Origin of the sequence: Nitrosomonas sp., from assembly GCF_019752415.1 — a bacterium.
Taxonomy (GTDB): domain Bacteria; phylum Pseudomonadota; class Gammaproteobacteria; order Burkholderiales; family Nitrosomonadaceae; genus Nitrosomonas.
The window spans coordinates 25,870-39,990 of record NZ_JAIEME010000002.1; the positions used below are offsets into that span (position 1 = coordinate 25,870).

The window sequence follows — 14,121 nt, forward strand, 5'->3', positions numbered from 1 at the left end:
AATGCAACAGCATTTTTAATTGCAACCTAGAGCCAACCCTGCGCCCGGTACCATATTATGGCATCCCGCGCGGCCTCACGTACCGGACGAGGATGCAATCCAAGTTCTTTCGAGCTTGCTGAGGAATCAAAAAACATATTACGACGGGTTAGACGTACCCCAGTTATCGTAGCGATCGGAATTTTTCCACTCACATGGTCTGCCCACAGTTCACTGAACCAGGCCACAAGCAAAGCAAGTGAATAAGGAACTTTCCAACGCGGTAAAGGTTGTTTTGTTTCCTCACTCAGAATATTCAACCAATCCGAAAGACGAAGATTTTCTCCTCCCAGGAGATAACGAATTCCTGTTCTTCCCTTCTTCATCGCCAGAATCATGCCCGTCGCCACATCTCTCGCATCAATGAGATTGAAATTACATTCCAAATACCCAGGAAGCTCACCTCTACAAAAAGCTAACGACAAGCGAGTAGGCGGTGTCTGTAATCGATCCCCGGGACCTATGGGCAAGGTAGGACTAACTACAATAATGGGCGCGCCTTCTTCCTTAACCATACGGAAAACTTCTTTCTCTGCGTGAAACTTGCTCAAGCAGTATGGGCCCACCATATCACTTGCTTTGAGGCGAAGTTTCTCAACGAAACGTTCCTCCGGATTATGGGAGGACAAGATGCTCTCAGTACTGGTATACAATATCCGCTTAGCGCCACTGGCAAGGGCAGCCCGCATGACATGGACGGTGCCGAGATGGTTAATCTTATCGAATTCCCGGCGGTCACGGCACCAAAGGTTAGGATCGGCAGCAAGGTGATAGACATACTCGCAATCTTGTGTGGCTTTCCGGACAGATGGCTCATCCCGAATGTCAGCCCTCACCAGCTCAATTCTATCCAGTGGCAAATGGTCGACTGAAGCGCTTGGCCGTTCCAGCACACGAACAGACTCGTTCATATCCAGTAACTGCGTCACTAGATGCGAACCAAGGAAACCAGCGCCGCCAGTGACCAGGATCAAGATAAAACACCTTCTGGCAAATTGTCTGCCAAATCCTGCAAATGTTGATATTGGGGTTTCAAACCTTCAGAGGTTATTTTCTGAATAAGCGCAAATGTGGCGCGGTTCAAAGGACAGGAAAACTTCCCAGCAAGTCGAATAAGATGACCGGTATAGGCATCGATTTCTGTGCGAGGATGTTCGGCGTGAATATCGGGAGCCATGGAGCAATACGTCCCGCGTAACGATGGACGAAAAAACATAGCCATCAGCGCCGGTAGCCAAGGTGTGCGCAGAATCAGGGATACTGTATCGGGATGAAAGGGTCCGATACGTGCAAGCGGAATTTTCGCATGTTGGAGAATCGCATAATTTTCAAGAAGCAGTGCAAAAAAGAGCGCCTTAGCCAGTTGACCAGTCAGTAACTCCCCATTATCCACGCCCGCCATCGCCGCCAGTGGTGAGATGGCCGCATTGTACATCAGCTTGGTTGCTTTATAAGGCCGGATATCCGGAACAAGTTCGACAGGAAACAACTTAGCTTTTCCCAGTGCACTAGCCAGTGATATTATTTCAGCCTGTTCATCGGCAGTGATTGATCGGCGTGCCCCGATATGCAGGCTACCCGGTCGCGTGATTCGTGTTACGGGACGATCGCGTTGGCATTCCGATACAAAAGAAGCAATACCCTCGCACGCATGATCGCGTTGCTCCAGTTCCGGATCAAAACCATTCTGAATCGGTACTAAGAATGCATCGTCCGGCAAAAGAGCAAGTACTGCTGGATTATCATAAGTTTTGGTGCAAAGCAGAATAAAACCCTCATCCGGCGGAACCCAATCATCAAAAGCCACGATGGGTATCTGTTGCGTTCCCGGTCCAACCACCGTTATGCCGTTTTCTCTACCGTGTGCGATTTTGCTGGAATGATTGTCAATTAGGATCACGGAATAACCGCCCTGGGCCAAAGCCCATCCAAGCGCTGTGCCAATACCGCCTACGCCAAAAATATGGATCGGCTTGTTGAGTAATCGAGGCATCTATCTAGAAATCCGATAAATTGATCGAATTAAACAGCAATGCGGGTTCCATGGAATTAGTCTCGATGCAAAATAAGGCATAGGCATATTCGATAAATACCTCACTGAGTTATTTATCGGTTGATTTCGTTATGTCTGACAACGTGGTGAGTATCCGTTGCCGGAGACTCGGACTAGCGCCGAGCACTATTCCAGCGATTAATGCCGTCAGCACAAAATCACTACTCTTAACATTGGATTTAGCAACAATATCGCCGATCACGGCTCCCAACTGAGCGGTCGGATCATCGGCAGTCTGCTCTGGGAGATTGTTGCTTTTGAGCGGCACTGCCCGGCTTTGCTGTGCAATAACCAATAACAAGATTGCCGCAAAGAACACCACGACACCCCCCACAATCACACCGGCTTGCCAAGGTGGAAATGTTTCCGCTAACGATAAGTACAAGCCATAAAGCATAAAAACCATGCCAACTACCACGGCCATCACAGCCAATCCCAACAGCGACATCATGATGGCTAATTTGACCGAGCTTCGCCATAGTTTGGCCTGTTCCGCAGCGACGATCTCTGCAAGCAATTTGGGCAACACTTATGTCAGCCGTTTAACGTTTATTACTCAGTAGCATACCGATCACGAAACCGCTGCCGAAAGCGACAAGTGCGCTGGTAAGCGGGCGTTCTTCGATATACTTCTCCACACTTTCTCCGGCCGCTTTAGTCTGGTCACGTACCTGTTTTTCCGTATCCTGAGCCAGATCGACAACTTTATCACCGTGCTTACCTGCCATATCCTTCACTGAAGTCATCAACGATCCAATATCTGTCCGAAGACTGGTCAAATCCTTTTTTAACTGTTCCATCTCTTTACTAAATTCATCTGTTGTTGCCATGGTTGTTCTCCGTTTAAACAAATTGATTCGATAATTTTTTAACTAAATAACAAGAAATCGATCGAATAGTTTTTTTGCCAATTCTGTTCAAATGTTGCACTCTCAACAGAATACCTTCAAGCAATATGACGTGCTAAATTTCCAACACTGCCATCGATTCAATCGATACGTTCAGCGTTGCTCTTAGTTGTTAAGCAGATAAATGATGACCAATACGATTGCCGGTATCCCGAGCAGCCACCCTAGAAAATATTTACCCATTTGAATCTCCTTTGCAGAATTAGGACTACTGATTTGTTAACCCAATACGTTGCCGATCGAGTAGTGGTGCAGCAATGTGTAAGATTTTCACGAACGTACCGCGGTTACGAATCAGGGGGAGTCTAAAGCCCGGCCCGATCGTGTCATACAAAACACATCGCCACACATACTGCACATTACAGTACGAATCGGCTGTCGTATGTACGGTGCCGCACAAAAGATGCAGATCGAGCGGATAATTGCTCTCAATTGCGTACCTCGGGGGGATTTTCTATCCCCGTCGCAGGATGTGCCGTCCATAGTTGAGTCAGCATAACGCCCACCGCCAGGATCGGGGGACCGATGAAAATTCCGATAAAACCATAGGCGACGATACCGCCAGTCACACCCAGAAAAGTCAGCAGAAAGGACAAACTACTGCCGCGGCTAATGAGATAGGGCCTGACAACGTTGTCGATGCTGCTGATCACCAATACGCCCCACAACACCATGAAAATTGCCCAGCCGTAGGATTCCTGATAGAGAAACCAAACGCTGGCACCGCCCCATATCAAGGTTGGCCCCATTGGAATCATGGCTAGAAAGAAAGTGGCGGCGCCCAGCAGAAAAGCGCCCGGCACTCCGGCAATGAAAAAACCGATGGTGGCGGCAATGGCCTGCGCTAATGCCGCGCCGAAAATGCCATGCACAACTCCGGTCACGGTCTGATGGATCATTGTCAGAGGCTCTGCACCGAGACTACCGGCAAGCAGCTTCGCCATCCCATTTCGCAGCGCCTGTATCAGGGCTTCGCCATCGCGGTAGAAAAAGAAACCAATGAATGCGGCGAACACCATCTGCAGCAGGCTTTGACCAATTACATTGCCCAAGTTAAGAAGAAAATTTCTGACCGGCTCGAGCAGCTCTTTGAATAGCATCACCGCTTCCTTCCCGCCGGAAGCAAGGCCTTGCCAATAACTATTGAGTCGCTCACCGAACAGAGGAAGCTCTTTAAGCCATACCGGCGGCTCAATCGGACCGTGTTCCAGAAATACTTTGACTGTGTCGAAAGTGGCAGTCACATTGTCCGCCAAACTGACAGCAAGCAGCGCTGATGGGATAATTACCAACATAATCAGCAGCATTACCATTAGTAATGACGCCAACGCAGGTTTTCCCCATAACGCCTTGCGCAAGCACAGATAAAGCGGCCAAGTCGAAATGCACACCACCATTGCGAACACGATCGCAGGAATGAACGGATGGATAACCAGGTAGCAGCTAATGAAAACGAGAACGATTACGGCAAGCTGGATGAATTGCAGAATATGTTTTTCCATACTCATCTTTGCTTTTCTTTGGTTAATGCCCATAGTATTCCTTGCGTGTGTACTTGCCGGTTTTCAGCGGAGTACCGCAATGTGTGCACGGCTCAACCTACGGCCTATTGGGGATTTATTTGATGGATCAAACAATAATGCTTACAAATGGCAATTGCGCGCGATTTTTCGCCGCGCGGACCCAAATTTACGAATAGGGTCTTTCTTCTATCTTTCGATAATCCACGCTAATCCGTGTGTGCATTAGCGTGAAACGGTCTAAAAGGTGATGAATTTCAATCTTTAAACTGCGCTTTCAATTTGGCGGCCGTATCTTGAACAGCGCTACTGAGTGTATTCCAAGTACTCTCCGCGTTGTCCTTCAGATGTTCCCACGCATCCTCGTTCGCTTTGTTCAGTTCTTGCAACTTAGTCTTCGTGGCATTAATTTTTTGCTCAAGCTCTTCAGCACAATTCTCATATTTAATTCGTACATCCGCTGCAGAACTTTTTGCTTCGGCTCTTAACTCGTCCAATTTGGCCTGTGCCAACTCCACCTCAGCCTCTATCTTTTGTTGGTATGCTTTTTTCGTGCTCATAATATTATCTCCTTGGTTAATCAATTTAAAACCGGCTTTCAAGCTTCATGGCACGTAGGCATACTACCTGCCAGCATCTTTAGCGCTTTCTTTAATTGCTTTGCCGGCATCATCCAGTTCATGACCCACATCTTCGGCTGCATCACGAATTTTCTCGCCAGGACGGCGATCCAATGCGTCATCAACTTTATTCATCACCTTTTCGCTGCCCGTTTGCTTGTTATCACAGGCAGGTAACGTAAGAAGCGTTGCACCGATTATTAGTATAAGAAGGTAATAAGGTTTCATTTTCAGTTCTCCATTTTTTCGTTTGAGTTATATTCGTCACGCCATTGCCGCTAATCGCACATTATCTAACAGGCCGTTGAAAAACGTATTCGAGGCAGCCGTTGCAAGGCAAAACAGGCGAAAAAGCGCAGTTTATGCTTAATAAATGAGCATTTTGAGTCTGTTTTTAACACCGCAGCGGCAACGCAGATAGTTTTTCAACGGCCTGCTAACTGCTACGCAGATTCTATTACTTGCATCAAGAATCGTCTGTGCGGTATCGTACAGACCGGTTTAGGAGTATTAACTCCTTCTGCCAATAACCAAAAGTAATTCACCAGCTAGAATGGCGCTCACACCTGCCCAGACAGGGATATTGACAGATTGTTTTTCATCGACCGGCAAATGGAGTGCTCCGACATTGGCTTGATGAGTCTCCTCGGTATAGCTAAAACCGCCATACGCAAGACCCAAGGCACCTGCAATGATCAATAGGGTGGCTAATATTCTTGTTAAATCCATTTTGTTTTCTCCGCAAAGTAATGTCGAAATTGTTTCTGAAAACGAACCGGAAGGAATCAAGCCGGAAGATTACCCTCGGCCTTGAATGACCCGGAGCAATATCACAATAAGCGCTATGACCAGGAGCAAGTGAATAAATCCACCCATCGTGGTCGACGAAACAAGCCCAAGTATCCACAGAATGATTAACACTAACGCAATAGTTTCTAACATAGTATGTCTCCGGTGATGAGTTGATAGAGAATTTGAGAAAACGAAGTTTTGCTAATGAATCCGTATTGCGTGCCTCGATTGCTGTACTTTTGGGTCGCTCGTCACGATGTATCTGCGATACTTTGTTCTCATAAACCCTGAAATCTGGTTATGACAGGATTAAATACATTAAACCGGGAAGGGTCTGTGCGATAGCGCACAGAAACTATCTTTTTTGATCTTTGTATTAAGCGCTTGCAACCTTTGCTGTTAGCTTGAAACGGTCATGGGCGAAGAGCCTGGGTGTATATGCGTGATGGCGAACAAAGAAAACTGATTTGGGTTATTCTAGAGTACTTACTCAGAATGGAAGCTTCTATGCTCACCCCACCTCAGCCGTCTCTAACCGCTCCACAGCAGAATCATCTTTTGGCTGCCTTGCCAGCCGAAGTTCAGAGCCGTTTGTTTCCAGATCTTGAACTGGTGTCACTGCCGCTTGGTAAGGTTTTGTATGAATCCGGGGATACTTTGCGCCATGTCTATTTTCCGACCGACTCTATCGTATCGCTGCTTTACGTGATGGAAAGCGGCGCATCAGCGGAAATTTCTGTGGTAGGTAACGATGGCCTTATCGGCATTGCTTTATTTATGGGGGGTGAAAGCACACCGAGCCGGGGAGTCGTACAAAGCGCCGGTCATGCCTACCGGCTGCTGGGATCGCGGCTCAAGGAAGAATTCAATCGCCACACTGGTTTTTTACTCCTCATGCTGCGCTATACACAGGCCTTGATTACACAAATGGCCCAGACAGCGGTGTGCAATCGTCACCATTCGATAGAACAGCAACTGTGCCGCTGGCTGCTGCTTTCGCTGGATCGTTTACCGGACAATCAATTGACGATGACCCAGGAGCTGATCGCCAACATGCTGGGCGTGCGCCGCGAGGGCGTCACCGATGCGGCCGGCAAGTTGCAAAAACTCGGCGTGATCGAATACAACCGCGGGCATATCACGGTATTGGATCGGCCCAGACTGGAGCAGCTAAGTTGCGAATGTTACGCCGTAGTCAAACGAGAAACTGATCGCTTGTTGCCCGATTCTTCCCCGCGCTAGACTCAATAACTTACGGACAAAATCACCATAATTACGGAACACATTATATCAATCAGATAAATACAAGTATTTCTGCACATTTTATGTGTCGTAGCGCACAGAAAATTGTGTGACTATCGTTTAAGTTACATCCTTTGGATGGTTTTGTACCTTTCTCGTACTACTCTGCGGGTTTTTCGTGGTAAAGGATAATTAAAAATGTCAGTTGTAATACCAGTACAAGTGACCAATCACCTGATTAGATGTTTGTCACGTGAGGAACGAAACCGGTTTCTACAGCATTGCGAATCCGTAAATCTGGTTTTCGGCGATATCCTGTGTGAACTGGATCAGCCCATCCAGCATGTATACTTTCCTCTTGCCGGCTTCATCTCCCTGGTGATATCAATGGAAGATCATCAACCTCTGGAAGTAGGATTGATCGGCAATGAAGGTATGCTCGGCGCAACACTCGCGCTGGGAATCGCTGATGCGCCACTGAAGGCAGTGGTGCAAGGTTCCGGTAGTGCGCTACGGATGACAGCCGCACAATTTCAGCTCGAGTTGCGCAACAGTCCCAGCATGCTATCCACACTCAACAGTTATCTGTATGTATTGGTGATGCAATTGTCGCAAACCGCTGCCTGTACCCATTTTCATGAGATTGAACCGCGGCTGGCACGTTGGTTGCTGATGACGCACGACCGCGCACATGCTGATCATTTCCATCTCACGCAAGAATACCTCGCCGACATGCTCGGGGTACGCAGAAGTAGCATCACCATCGCTGCGGGCAAGCTGCAACAGCAAAAACTCATCAGTTATATCCGTGGTGACATCAATATCCTTGATCGAAAGAAACTCGAGGCGGTGTCTTGCGAGTGTTACAGCTTACTGAACGATCACTACGCCAGATTGTTTCCTTAATTCTATTTTCCTCTCAGCCTCCAATTTTGCATCTTCTTTGTTTGATCTCTGGAATAATCTAACTAGGAAATAAGGGCTATGTACGATAACGCACAGAATTGCTCACTGAGTCTGATGATAATGATCACAAGGTTGAACGCTACGCCGAAAATTCCATTTAGGAGAATCAAACATGACTCATAGACTTACAATAATGAAAGTAATGGGCACGCACAGATCACCGTTGCAGCTTATAACCGCCGTTGCGATTCTGTTCTCGCTCGTTGCTTGTGCGACAGTTCCGCAGCCCCCAAACCAAGAACTAGCAGCTGCAGAAATGGCCATTAACAGTGCCGATCAAGCGCGCGCCGTGGACTATGCATCCGCTGAACTGCATGAAGCGCGGACAAAACTTGCCGCGGCTCGCGCTGCCGTTCAGCAGGAGAAAATGATATTGGCCCAGCAACTCGCCGAACAGTCCCGTGTTGATGCCGAATTAGCTTTAGCCAAGGCTGAAGCAACCAAGGCCAAGGCAATTAACGATGAAATGCTGAAAAGTACCGACGTCATGAAGCAGGAAATGCAACGCAATACGGGAGATAAACAATGAACACACCAATCTATCGATTTAAAAAATTGATCGCCATCACGCTCACTCCCGTTATTTTTGCCGCATGCTCGACGCCCATAAAACCGGAAGGTGCCGACATGGCTCGGAGCAAGCTGATACAACTACAATCTGATCCGCAACTGGCCAGCCGCGCACCGGTTGCGATTCAGGAAGCTGAACTTGCCGTGCGTGCTGCAGAAGTACCGCAAGAAGATGTAGGACTCGGCAAGCATCTGGTATTTATGGCTGATCGCAAGATCGATATTGCCACGTACCAGGCACATAGCCGTTTGTCTGAAGATCAACGTAAAATGTTGAGCGAACAACGCGATAACGCGCGCCTTGATTCGCGCACACGCGAAGCCGACAGAGCGCACAGCGATGCAACTGCTGCGCGAAGAGAAGCGAATTTAGCCAACATGGATACTGAGATAGCGCTGCAACAGGCTGCAGATCTGCAAAGACAGATTGCAGAGTTGAATGCCAAAGCCACCGATCGCGGTCTGGTCGTAACGCTCGGCGATCTGCTGTTTGATACCGGCAAAGCGACTCTCAAGGGTGGAGCGGCCGGTCATCTTGGCAAACTCGCGGCGTTTCTGAACCAGTATCCGGATCGCACGGTGATGATAGAAGGTCATACTGATAATGTTGGCAGCGAAGACTATAATTTAGGCTTGTCGCAACGGCGCGCCAATTCGGTAATGACCTATCTGGTCAGCCAGGGTGTCGCTTCTAACCGCCTTGCGGCATACGGGAAAGGTGAAAACTTTGCCATTAGCGATAATGAATCCGCTTCCGGACGTCAGCAAAACCGTCGCGTTGAAATCATCATCGCAAACACAGCCGCTAGACAATAGGCACAAAGCGTCATAGCATAGGTATGTGTTAAAAAGCCTGCTCAGTTATACTGAGCAGGCTTTTTTTGCTACAAGATAATCTCCTGCTACAACAAAGAATCCGAGTAATTCTCCCATCCAGAACTCTGGTCGCTCCTTCATCAGGGAATAAAACATTGGCTTGGAAAGCGAAGCGTATTTGATTCCCCTACTCACTTACCCGATTTTTTCTGCAAACTTTTGTTCAACTGCCGCAAGTTATTGATCATTACCTTTTTCATTTGCTCACGACCGATTGCATGTTTCAAACTGCTGCCAATGCCGTCAACCTGGTCGGTAGAGCTGCGGGTGGAATAAAACATCAGCGTGCCGTCTTTATAGGGTATGCCGCCTGCTACAACATGACTGGAGTTATAGGAATGACCCACGTAAAACTGTCTGTGCAGAATGATGCCGCCCTCAGCGCCCGCGGCGATGACCCGATGACTCAAGATTGCAGTGGGCCTATCCTCGACGATGCGGTTCATCCAGAAGAACTGCTCGGTTGCAGACTTGGGCAAACCCACAGGGTAATTCAGCCAGCCCTTTTGCAGTTGCGGAAAATAATGTGCCCAGGTTTTGCTATTAGTTGCGTCTGTGCGCAATTCCGTGGCCGGGTCGGCATTGCTGCCGTCGCGACTATAGGCAGAGATCCCTGCCAAGCCGCTTTTGCGATAGTCTTTCCAGCGCTGTAACAGGATTTCTCGATACTTTTGCGAAGCGGTTGTTAGCAGTATTTTCTTATCGATATCATCCGGTTTGGGCAGTAACGCCTGCAACGCTTCGATTTCCTGTTTCGATAAGTTAAATTTGTTGCCGGGTTCTGCTTTCAAAAAGGCTTTGGCTTCATCAAGCTGTTTTTCGCCAAATGCAAATTTCCTGAAAGTGTTGATATCAGCATTGTCCGGAATCAACCCTGAAGCGGTGATGTTGCTGTCCTGTATTATCAGATTGCCGCGCTTCAGATACTCGAGAACTTGCGCTAACTGCACCGGCATATACATGGCGACACCAATAGCCAGCTCTTTCTGGCTGGTTTCACTGACTTCGTAGGCGACAATTTCGCCGCGATCAAGTTGGCTAATCTGTTCACTGCTGATGCCGAAGTTTTCCAGGAATTGTTGCGCGTTAGGCACGTTTTGTGCCCATAACAGTTGACTGAATAGTACGTACAGGAACAATGTAGCTTGCAGCGAGAGTTTGCAGAAAAACATACTGACTCCTTGCCGATGAATCGATTCTGGAAAGTAATAGAAACGCGACTCAATAATCGCACGATTGATAGCGGCTCTACCCTATTTGATTGACAATAGGTGGTTTAATCGCTTCTTTTTCATAGTCACATTTAACACCCAGCAACACGCCGCGTGCGTGCAGGTCATGCAGGATAGCTAATCCGCTCTGCATCACGACTTCTGGTACGGGATGGCAACTTTCTTGAATGATCGTTTCGAGTGCAGCTTGACCTGTATAATTCGTGGTTTTCAGTAGACTCAGCAAGCGTGAAGTAAAGGCATTAATTTCAGCAAATTGAATCTGGTCGTTACTATCTCGAAATACCAATAAAAAGGTTTCTTTGGGTGCTACCCGAATACGCGGGCCGATCCGGTGCACCGGCCAGCTATAGTGCAGACTCTCGAGTACTGGATTCAGAATCGGGTGTTTCTGGAATAAATCACCGGCACGATCAATCCTATCCCAATCAGGCGCACCCGTTGAAATGGATAGCGCCAGCTCTGTCCATTCATAGTGTGAAAGTTCCAGTATGAATTTGGGGTAATCTGAGGTTGATGACCACTCTGTCTGCAGGAATTGAATGAATTCGTCGGGTATCTGGCGAAAAAATGGTGCATAACAGCGATGTTTAGCAATAAAGGCGCGTAACAACCGTGCCCAGAGCCGTCTCCCTAATACTTTTTTCAATACTGGAAAACAGATTAGGAGCGCGCTTTCGATATTGTTGTAAACAAGTTCGTTGTAAATCCTCATCCGCCGCGCTTCAATGCCATTCGGTCGAGCGTCTACCTTTGGATTGCGAATATGCGCAGTAAAAACGTGTTGAAAGCGTTGAAATTCAGGAATTGTAATGAGCATGGGAATAACCTGTATAAATAGACTGAGTTTGCATCTGTGCAATACGTTCGACTTCTTGCGTCAATTTACTCAGCGATGGAATATTAAAATCGCGCTCCAATAATGTAGGTGTTACACCATGAATATGATAAGTTTCATCCAGTAGTGACCACACCGGATCAATGACATCCGCACCATGAGAGTCGATAATCAGATCTTCCGCTACGTGATAGTGTCCGGCCATGTGCATATAGACAATACGTTCGGTCGGCATGGCGCGAATAAAATTGACGGGATCATAAGCGTGGTTAACGCTATTCACGTACACATTATTGACATCGAGATGTAGGTCACAATCAGCTTCCGTTAACACAGCGCGGATAAAATCGATCTCATTCATTTCGTTGATTGGCGCGCACAAATAAAATGAGGCATTTTCTATGGCGATACGGCGCTCCAGGATATCTTGTACACGCCGGATCCGTGCAGCGACATATTTCACGGCATCGCCGGTAAAAGGTATCGGAAGCAGATCATATAGATGCCCCCCATCGGAACAGTATGAAAGATGCTCGGTATAAAGCACCGCTTGATGCTGATCCAGGAATTGACGAATTTTGTGTAATAGCACTTCATCAAGTGGTAATGGACTGCCTATGGAAAGAGACAAGCCGTGGCATACAAAAGGATAGCGTTCGGTAAAGCTGCGCAATTCACGCCCCGGAAGCCCGCCAATGTCAATCCAATTCTCTGGGGCAATTTCAAAGAACGAAATAGCTGCCGGAACAGCGCTCTTAAGCTCGGGAATCAGTTCTCGCCTGAAGCCTAATCCCGCACCGGTAAGATGTTTAGCGTTCATGAAAAATACACAATTATTTCTTGATCAAAATTAAAAATTAAGCTCTTGGCATGAAAGTTAATTCATGCCAAGAGCTTAATTGCACTTGCGAGATACATGATGATTTAATTTAGCCGATACCGAATAGCCTAATAGCCTTTTTTGTCACCATGCGATGTATCGCCACCGCTCTTACCACCTTTCATTTTACTTTTTCCTACCTCATCTTTGTCGATAGCGCCATCTTTGTTGCTATCCATTTTTTCAAACATGAGATCGTGGTGCTTAGTCCATTCTTCCTTGGTGATCTTTCCGTCCTTATTGGCGTCCGCCATGGCAGCACCACATTTACCCTCACCGCACTTACCTTCACCACATTTGCCTTCACCTGCTTTACCTTCACCTGCTTTCTTATCTTCATCATAGGTATGGGCCTGAGCTACCATATAGCCTTTTTCTAAAGTTTGTATCGCAAATGGATTTTCAGCAGCTGAAGCTGTTGGTGCAAAACCAAGCGTTGCAGCAAAAGCAGAACCGACTGCGACAGAAATGATTGATTTACTTTTAGACATGATATTTCTCCTCACTAATTGAATAAATAGAATGTTACTGTGCCCAGAGAATCTGGTATTTAATTGATTGAAAAGCAGAGCCGATTGCTATCACGACGATACCTAATTGATTCACGATTTCTTTGCATTCGCTTTGATTAAGCAATCAATTATCTATTGCACAGCATGTTGCCTTGCTAGAGTAGGAATGACTTAGTTTTTTTGGTTCTTTTCCCATTCGGAAATTTGTTTCTCTGCCTCTTCTTTGCTAATTCCGTATGATTCCTGGATCTTGCCAGCCAACTGATCCCGTTTCCCGGCAATCGTATCGATATGATCGTCAGTGAGTTTTCCCCACTGTTCCTTGACGTTACCTTTGAGTTGCTTCCAGTTACCTTCTATTTGATCCCAATTCATTTTGTATCTCCTTTTATAATTTAATATTGCATTTCTACTTGATGCTCATTTTATTCAGAACACCCTTTACACCATCAACACCCTTAGTAATTTCGATAGCACGGTCAAGTTGCGTTTGGCTATCGACAAAACCGCTGAGCTGAACTTCGCCTTTGTGTGTTTCAACTTTGATATCTAAACTGTTCAGACCGGTGTCTTTAAGCAGCGCAAACTTTACTGCAGTGGTCGCGACACTATCTTCCGCATCCATTCCTACCGTCGTTTTGGTATTAGATTGGGATGCTTTGCCTTCGATCATGTCGCAACCCGTGATTGACAAAATTCCGATTAGCATCAGTGTTAGCACGCTTAATTTATTATTAACATTCATATTGCTCTCCAGATTTGGAATAAATGAAAACTACTAATGGTGTAACGCTGGAACCGCGCTGTTCCATAGCAGTCTCCACAGTGGCAATCATCCCGGTTTAATCATGTCTACTCTGTGCGCTGACACACATTGATGAAAGAAATAACCAATCGCTTCTGCTGAAATTTTTCTGAACTTATGTAGTAACCGATCGGTCAACCAGCCTGACAAAACAGCAATTCGATGCATTTTGTGATGAGCAGAGTGCGAGAAGGGTAATGCGGTGTATGATGATCCGGGCGACTAAACTACAATTGAGCATCCAGTAAGAATAACTACGATGGCAGAA

General features: G+C 46.9%; 19 protein-coding genes. 4 read left to right on the forward strand and 15 right to left on the reverse strand.

Annotated features, from left to right (window positions below; translation table 11 throughout):
* Positions 1-26 precede the first annotated feature (26 nt).
* The 9 genes from K2P83_RS00340 to K2P83_RS00380 all read right to left on the reverse strand — a co-directional run bounded on the left by K2P83_RS00340 (position 27) and on the right by K2P83_RS00380 (position 6,082).
* Positions 27-1,013 (reverse strand): NAD-dependent epimerase/dehydratase family protein, encoded by a 987-nt coding sequence (locus K2P83_RS00340; protein ID WP_292925870.1) that lies wholly within the window; start codon positions 1,011-1,013, stop codon positions 27-29.
* A complete protein-coding gene (locus K2P83_RS00345) occupies positions 1,010-2,032 on the reverse strand; it encodes a ketopantoate reductase C-terminal domain-containing protein (RefSeq protein ID WP_292925871.1) in 1,023 nt (340 codons plus the stop codon). Before K2P83_RS00345 ends, K2P83_RS00340 begins: the two co-directional genes overlap by 4 nt.
* Positions 2,033-2,141: 109 nt before the next feature.
* On the reverse strand, positions 2,142-2,621 hold the full coding sequence (locus K2P83_RS00350) for a phage holin family protein (RefSeq protein WP_292925872.1): 480 nt from the start codon (positions 2,619-2,621) through the stop codon (positions 2,142-2,144).
* A 13-nt stretch (positions 2,622-2,634) separates the two neighbouring features.
* Positions 2,635-2,922 carry a DUF883 domain-containing protein gene (locus K2P83_RS00355; RefSeq protein WP_292925873.1) on the reverse strand — a complete coding sequence of 96 codons (288 nt, stop codon included), beginning with the start codon at positions 2,920-2,922 and terminating at the stop codon, positions 2,635-2,637.
* A 506-nt stretch (positions 2,923-3,428) separates the two neighbouring features.
* Positions 3,429-4,502 (reverse strand): AI-2E family transporter, encoded by a 1,074-nt coding sequence (locus K2P83_RS00360; protein WP_292925874.1) that lies wholly within the window; start codon positions 4,500-4,502, stop codon positions 3,429-3,431.
* Positions 4,503-4,777: 275 nt separating this feature from the next.
* The gene (locus K2P83_RS00365; protein ID WP_292925875.1) at positions 4,778-5,080 is read right to left on the reverse strand and encodes a hypothetical protein; all 303 of its coding nucleotides are present in this window, start codon (positions 5,078-5,080) and stop codon (positions 4,778-4,780) included.
* A 63-nt stretch (positions 5,081-5,143) separates the two neighbouring features.
* Positions 5,144-5,368, reverse strand: coding sequence for a hypothetical protein (locus tag K2P83_RS00370; protein WP_292925876.1), 225 nt, complete (start codon positions 5,366-5,368; stop codon positions 5,144-5,146).
* A gap of 282 nt (positions 5,369-5,650) precedes the next feature.
* Positions 5,651-5,869: a hypothetical protein gene (locus K2P83_RS00375; protein WP_292925878.1), complete on the reverse strand. Its 219-nt coding sequence runs from the start codon at positions 5,867-5,869 to the stop codon at positions 5,651-5,653.
* A 69-nt stretch (positions 5,870-5,938) separates the two neighbouring features.
* Positions 5,939-6,082 carry a lmo0937 family membrane protein gene (locus tag K2P83_RS00380; protein ID WP_292925879.1) on the reverse strand — a complete coding sequence of 48 codons (144 nt, stop codon included), beginning with the start codon at positions 6,080-6,082 and terminating at the stop codon, positions 5,939-5,941.
* 357 nt (positions 6,083-6,439) lie between these two features.
* On the opposite strand from K2P83_RS00380, the gene K2P83_RS00385 reads away from it, so the two are divergent.
* The 4 genes from K2P83_RS00385 (at position 6,440) to K2P83_RS00400 (ending at position 9,526) form a co-directional block, all read left to right on the forward strand.
* On the forward strand, positions 6,440-7,174 hold the full coding sequence (locus K2P83_RS00385; protein WP_292925880.1) for a Crp/Fnr family transcriptional regulator: 735 nt from the start codon (positions 6,440-6,442) through the stop codon (positions 7,172-7,174).
* Positions 7,175-7,372: 198 nt separating this feature from the next.
* Complete coding sequence (locus tag K2P83_RS00390; protein ID WP_292925881.1) at positions 7,373-8,080, forward strand: Crp/Fnr family transcriptional regulator; 708 nt, start codon at positions 7,373-7,375, stop codon at positions 8,078-8,080.
* Positions 8,081-8,252: 172 nt separating this feature from the next.
* On the forward strand, positions 8,253-8,669 hold the full coding sequence (locus K2P83_RS00395; RefSeq protein ID WP_292925882.1) for a DUF4398 domain-containing protein: 417 nt from the start codon (positions 8,253-8,255) through the stop codon (positions 8,667-8,669).
* Entirely contained in the window at positions 8,666-9,526 is an 861-nt protein-coding gene (locus tag K2P83_RS00400; RefSeq protein WP_292925883.1) for an OmpA family protein, read from the forward strand. The genes K2P83_RS00395 and K2P83_RS00400 overlap by 4 nt, the downstream gene beginning before the upstream one ends.
* A gap of 191 nt (positions 9,527-9,717) precedes the next feature.
* On the opposite strand, the gene K2P83_RS00405 is transcribed toward K2P83_RS00400, so the two are convergent.
* From K2P83_RS00405 to K2P83_RS00430, 6 genes are all read right to left on the reverse strand, one after another.
* Positions 9,718-10,758: a hypothetical protein gene (locus K2P83_RS00405; protein ID WP_292925884.1), complete on the reverse strand. Its 1,041-nt coding sequence runs from the start codon at positions 10,756-10,758 to the stop codon at positions 9,718-9,720.
* Between the two features lie 76 nt (positions 10,759-10,834).
* Positions 10,835-11,638: a putative DNA-binding domain-containing protein gene (locus K2P83_RS00410; RefSeq protein WP_292925885.1), complete on the reverse strand. Its 804-nt coding sequence runs from the start codon at positions 11,636-11,638 to the stop codon at positions 10,835-10,837.
* Entirely contained in the window at positions 11,619-12,476 is an 858-nt protein-coding gene (locus K2P83_RS00415; RefSeq protein WP_292925886.1) for a DUF692 domain-containing protein, read from the reverse strand. Before K2P83_RS00415 ends, K2P83_RS00410 begins: the two co-directional genes overlap by 20 nt.
* Positions 12,477-12,604: 128 nt before the next feature.
* Positions 12,605-13,027: a hypothetical protein gene (locus K2P83_RS00420; protein ID WP_292925887.1), complete on the reverse strand. Its 423-nt coding sequence runs from the start codon at positions 13,025-13,027 to the stop codon at positions 12,605-12,607.
* A 192-nt stretch (positions 13,028-13,219) separates the two neighbouring features.
* Positions 13,220-13,423, reverse strand: a complete 204-nt coding sequence (locus K2P83_RS00425; protein ID WP_292925888.1) for a CsbD family protein — start codon at positions 13,421-13,423, stop codon at positions 13,220-13,222.
* Between the two features lie 34 nt (positions 13,424-13,457).
* Positions 13,458-13,793, reverse strand: a complete 336-nt coding sequence (locus K2P83_RS00430; protein WP_292925889.1) for a BON domain-containing protein — start codon at positions 13,791-13,793, stop codon at positions 13,458-13,460.
* Positions 13,794-14,121: the final 328 nt, after the last annotated feature.

Coding starts and splice junctions, on each gene's coding strand:
- K2P83_RS00385 (WP_292925880.1), top strand. CDS start 6,440: ATGCTCACCCCACCTCAGCCGTCTCTAACCGCTCCACAGCAGAATCAT.
- K2P83_RS00345 (WP_292925871.1), bottom strand. CDS start 2,032: ATGCCTCGATTACTCAACAAGCCGATCCATATTTTTGGCGTAGGCGGT.
- K2P83_RS00380 (WP_292925879.1), bottom strand. CDS start 6,082: ATGTTAGAAACTATTGCGTTAGTGTTAATCATTCTGTGGATACTTGGG.
- K2P83_RS00430 (WP_292925889.1), bottom strand. CDS start 13,793: ATGAATGTTAATAATAAATTAAGCGTGCTAACACTGATGCTAATCGGA.
- K2P83_RS00360 (WP_292925874.1), bottom strand. CDS start 4,502: ATGGAAAAACATATTCTGCAATTCATCCAGCTTGCCGTAATCGTTCTC.
- K2P83_RS00370 (WP_292925876.1), bottom strand. CDS start 5,368: ATGAAACCTTATTACCTTCTTATACTAATAATCGGTGCAACGCTTCTT.
- K2P83_RS00420 (WP_292925887.1), bottom strand. CDS start 13,027: ATGTCTAAAAGTAAATCAATCATTTCTGTCGCAGTCGGTTCTGCTTTT.
- K2P83_RS00410 (WP_292925885.1), bottom strand. CDS start 11,638: ATGCTCATTACAATTCCTGAATTTCAACGCTTTCAACACGTTTTTACT.
- K2P83_RS00395 (WP_292925882.1), top strand. CDS start 8,253: ATGACTCATAGACTTACAATAATGAAAGTAATGGGCACGCACAGATCA.
- K2P83_RS00425 (WP_292925888.1), bottom strand. CDS start 13,423: ATGAATTGGGATCAAATAGAAGGTAACTGGAAGCAACTCAAAGGTAAC.
- K2P83_RS00375 (WP_292925878.1), bottom strand. CDS start 5,869: ATGGATTTAACAAGAATATTAGCCACCCTATTGATCATTGCAGGTGCC.
- K2P83_RS00390 (WP_292925881.1), top strand. CDS start 7,373: ATGTCAGTTGTAATACCAGTACAAGTGACCAATCACCTGATTAGATGT.
- K2P83_RS00400 (WP_292925883.1), top strand. CDS start 8,666: ATGAACACACCAATCTATCGATTTAAAAAATTGATCGCCATCACGCTC.
- K2P83_RS00355 (WP_292925873.1), bottom strand. CDS start 2,922: ATGGCAACAACAGATGAATTTAGTAAAGAGATGGAACAGTTAAAAAAG.
- K2P83_RS00405 (WP_292925884.1), bottom strand. CDS start 10,758: ATGTTTTTCTGCAAACTCTCGCTGCAAGCTACATTGTTCCTGTACGTA.
- K2P83_RS00365 (WP_292925875.1), bottom strand. CDS start 5,080: ATGAGCACGAAAAAAGCATACCAACAAAAGATAGAGGCTGAGGTGGAG.
- K2P83_RS00415 (WP_292925886.1), bottom strand. CDS start 12,476: ATGAACGCTAAACATCTTACCGGTGCGGGATTAGGCTTCAGGCGAGAA.